The 3,215-nt window shown below is 72.4% G+C and carries 4 protein-coding genes; 3 read left to right on the top strand and 1 reads right to left on the bottom strand.

The annotated features are described in order from the left end of the window. On the top strand, positions 1 to 401 hold a 401-nt coding region (locus IJH84_RS07770), incomplete at its 5' end, for a DUF4097 family beta strand repeat-containing protein (RefSeq protein WP_295142065.1). A gap of 9 nt (positions 402 to 410) precedes the next feature. Here the strand turns inward: IJH84_RS07770 and IJH84_RS07765 are convergent. Continuing rightward, on the bottom strand, positions 411 to 1,649 hold the full coding sequence (locus tag IJH84_RS07765) for a crosslink repair DNA glycosylase YcaQ family protein (RefSeq protein ID WP_295142067.1): 1,239 nt from the start codon (positions 1,647 to 1,649) through the stop codon (positions 411 to 413). Between the two features lie 184 nt (positions 1,650 to 1,833). On the opposite strand from IJH84_RS07765, the gene IJH84_RS07760 reads away from it, so the two are divergent. Both IJH84_RS07760 and IJH84_RS07755 read left to right on the top strand, forming a co-directional pair. Continuing rightward, positions 1,834 to 2,400, top strand: coding sequence for a GNAT family N-acetyltransferase (locus tag IJH84_RS07760; protein ID WP_295142062.1), 567 nt, complete (start codon positions 1,834 to 1,836; stop codon positions 2,398 to 2,400). A 122-nt stretch (positions 2,401 to 2,522) separates the two neighbouring features. After that, entirely contained in the window at positions 2,523 to 3,014 is a 492-nt protein-coding gene (locus IJH84_RS07755; protein WP_295142058.1) for a YqaA family protein, read from the top strand. Positions 3,015 to 3,215 lie beyond the last annotated feature (201 nt).

Below are 3,215 nucleotides of genomic sequence, written 5' to 3'. Positions count from 1 at the left end.
GTTCGGGCGCGCTGCGGCTCGGGGAGATGGGTGCCGGGGTGCAGGCCCGCAGCGGCGGCGGTGACGTGGAGATCGCCTCGGTGGGTGCGGCGTCGTCGGTGGTGACCGGCAGCGGCAGCGTGTGGCTGGGCGCGGTGCACGCGGACGTGCTGGTCCGGTCCGGCAGCGGTGACATCACCATCTCCGAAGCCGCCCGCGGCCAGACCGAGCTGATCACGGGTTCCGGTGAGCTGCGGGTCGCGGTGCGGCGCGGGGTGACCGCGGAAGTGGACCTGACCTCCACGACCGGGTCGGCGCACAGCGACCTGGAGGTTTCGGCGGAGCCTGCCGAGGACGAGCCCCCGCTGCGGATCTTCGGCCGCACCGGTAGCGGCGACGCGCTGCTCACCTCGGCCGGGTGAGCGAGCGGATCAGGACGCTGCGGTGAGCGCGCGCAGCGGGTCGGCGAGGTCGCCCCGGGTTCCGACGGCAACGCCGTCCAGGCCCAACCACGCGGCCATGTCGTGCAGCGCGGCGGCGAGCTCCGGGGCGATCTTGCCGAGATCGCGGTCGGGTTCGCCGAACGCGCCGGGCACGCGCAGCACCTTCGCGGTCCGGTCGGCTTTCAAGTCGACCCGGGCCACCAGTTCACCGTCGAGCAGGAAGGGGAAGACGTAGTAGCCGTACTCGCGTTGCGGCTGCGGCACGTAGATCTCGATGCGGTAGCGGAAGCCGAACAGCCGCTCGGCCCGCGAGCGCTCCCAGATCAACGGGTCGAACGGGCAGAGCAGCGCGCTGCCGCGCACCCGCCTCGGCGTGCGTGCGTCGACGTGCCGGTACGCCTGGCTGCGCCAGCCGTGCACCGCGACCGGTTCGAGGTCGCCGTTTTCCACGAGCTCGTCGACGGCGCGGCGGCCGCGCTGCGGGCTGAGCCGGTAGTAGTCGCGCAGCTCGGCTTCGGTCGCGACGCCGAGCGCGTCCGCGGAGCGCCGCACGAGTTCGCGCACCGCGTCGTGCTCGTCCGGGTCTTGGCTGAGCACGTCCGGCGGCAGCACCCGTTCCGGCAGGTCGTAGAGCCGTTCGAAACCGCGGCGGGTGCCGGTGGTCAGCTCGCCCATGGCGAAGAGCAACTCGCAGACCCGTTTGGTGTCGGTGCGGTTCCACCACGGTCCGCGCCCCTGGCGGGTGTCACCGCCGAGTTCGCGTTCGAGGGTGCCTGCGCCGACCGGACCGAGGTCTTTGACCGCGGCGAGCACGTCGTCGATGAGGCCGGGTGAGTCCTCCAGCAGTTCGCGCAGGCCCCGCCGCCACGAGCCGCCGTGTTCGCGCATCCGCCAGCGCAGCAGCGGCCAGTCCCGCACCGGTATGAGGGAGGCTTCGTGCGCCCAGTACTCGACGAGCAGCCGCGGCTTTTTCGCGCTGTGCGTCCAAGCGGCGTTGTCGACGAGCTCCGCGGGGTAAGCGCCGAGGCGGCTGTAGAGCGGCATGTAGTGCGCCCGCACCGCGACGTTCACCGAGTCCATCTGCAGCAGCTTCGTCCGACCCAGCGCCCGGTTCAGGTGCTGCCTGTTCGCCTCCCCGGTCGGCCGTGCGGCAGTGGATCCCTGCGCGGCGAACCCTTGGGCGGCCAGCGCCGTCCGCCGCGCTGCCGCAGCACTCATCGTCTCCATCACCCGGATGGTGCCAGGCCGCACCGACAACCCCGTGCGGCGCACCGAACCGCAGCGCATGGCTCGACGAACCGGTTCGGCGAGCTGCTGCGCGCGCCGGACGAACCGGTCACGCAACCCGCGCGGCACCGCGTCTCCCCCGCCCGCACGCATCCGGACTGACCTCCCAGCTAGTTTGGCGCGCATGGCCGATGCCGATGTGCGCCTCGCCGCGCCTTCCGACGTCCCCGAGATCGCACGGATCCAGCTCACCACCTGGCGCAGCGCCTACGCCGAGCTGCTGCCGCCGGAAGCGCTGGCGAGCGTGGACGAGAACGCGGCGCGACGCAGCTGGGAAGAGGCACTGCACGGCGGCCAGGTGACGTTGCTGGTGGCCACCGAGGGCGAATGGACGGCCGGGTTCTGCGCCGCAGGTCGTGCTCCCGAGCAGGAAGCCGCCGCCGCGAACGGCACCCCACCGCCGGATGCGGCGACCGTGGCGCTGGTGAGCACGCTGCTCGTCGAGCCGCGTTGGGGTCGCCGCGGGCACGGCGGCCGGCTGCTGGCGACCATGGCGCAACAGCTCGCCGAGGGCGGCGCCACGCGCGGCATCACCTGGGTTCCGGAGGAGGATTCGGCCTCGCTCGCGTTCTTCGAGCACGCCGGTTGGGGTCCGGACGGCACGGTCCGCACGCTCGACGCCGCTGGTCGCCCGCTGCGGGAGCTGCGCCTGTCCGGCCCGCTCGACCTGGAACTCTCCCGGCCGGAGTGAGCCGCCTGCACCGGGCGGGTCGCGGCCCGGCCGGAAACGCTCCGCAGCCGCCCGGCCACACGATGCCGTTCGCGGGATGTTGCTAGCCTGGCGCTGACCACGCACCGACCTCCGGAGGACCCGTGCTGACCTCCATCGGTTTGATCTCCACCGCCTTCGGGATGTCGGTGGTTTCCGCGCTGTTCCCGATCATCAGCGTGGAGATCTTCGTCGTCGGCATGGTCGTCAAGGGCCCGGAGGTGCCCTGGTGGCTGCTGGCGCTGGTGGTGACCCTCGGGCAGATCGGCGGCAAGCTGCTCTACTACTACGCCGCGCGCGGCATCATCAAACTTCCCGGTTTCCTGCAGCGCCGCAGCGATCCGGAGCACCACACCGGCCGCTGGAAGGAATGGCTGGACCGGTTCCGCGCCTGGTGCCTGCACCGTCCGATGTGGACCGGTGGAGTGCTGCTGCTGAGCGCGGCGGCGAGCCTGCCACCGTTCCTGGCGACCTGCGTGGTCGCGGGCTGGGCGCGGGTGCCGCTGAGCACGTTCTTGATCACGGGCCTGGTGGGCCGCTTCGCCCGCTTCGCGGCGCTGGCGGTCGCCCCCGGCTTGATGATCGCCTGGATCTGAGCCGCCGCGTGGACGGCCCCGGTGCCCGACCGGGGCCGCCGTCACCCGAAGCGGCGCTCACGCCCCCGGCAAGAGCTTGCCCGGCACGTCCAGCACCGAGTCGACCAGCCCGAACACCGGGACCCCGAGCGGCGCGAAGGTCCACTTGTTGTGCAGGTCGCCGGTGTCCGGTTCGTCGACCACGACGACACCGTCCTGTTC

The organism is Saccharopolyspora sp., assembly GCF_017434145.1.
GTDB classification, from domain to species: domain Bacteria; phylum Actinomycetota; class Actinomycetes; order Mycobacteriales; family Pseudonocardiaceae; genus Saccharopolyspora_C; species Saccharopolyspora_C galaxeae.
This window is presented reverse-complemented; position numbering and strand designations above follow the sequence as displayed.

Excerpts from the sequence above, each read along its gene's own strand:
- IJH84_RS07765 (WP_295142067.1), bottom strand. The coding sequence starts at position 1,649 with ATGGAGACGATGAGTGCTGCGGCAGCGCGGCGGACGGCGCTGGCCGCC.
- IJH84_RS07760 (WP_295142062.1), top strand. The coding sequence starts at position 1,834 with ATGGCCGATGCCGATGTGCGCCTCGCCGCGCCTTCCGACGTCCCCGAG.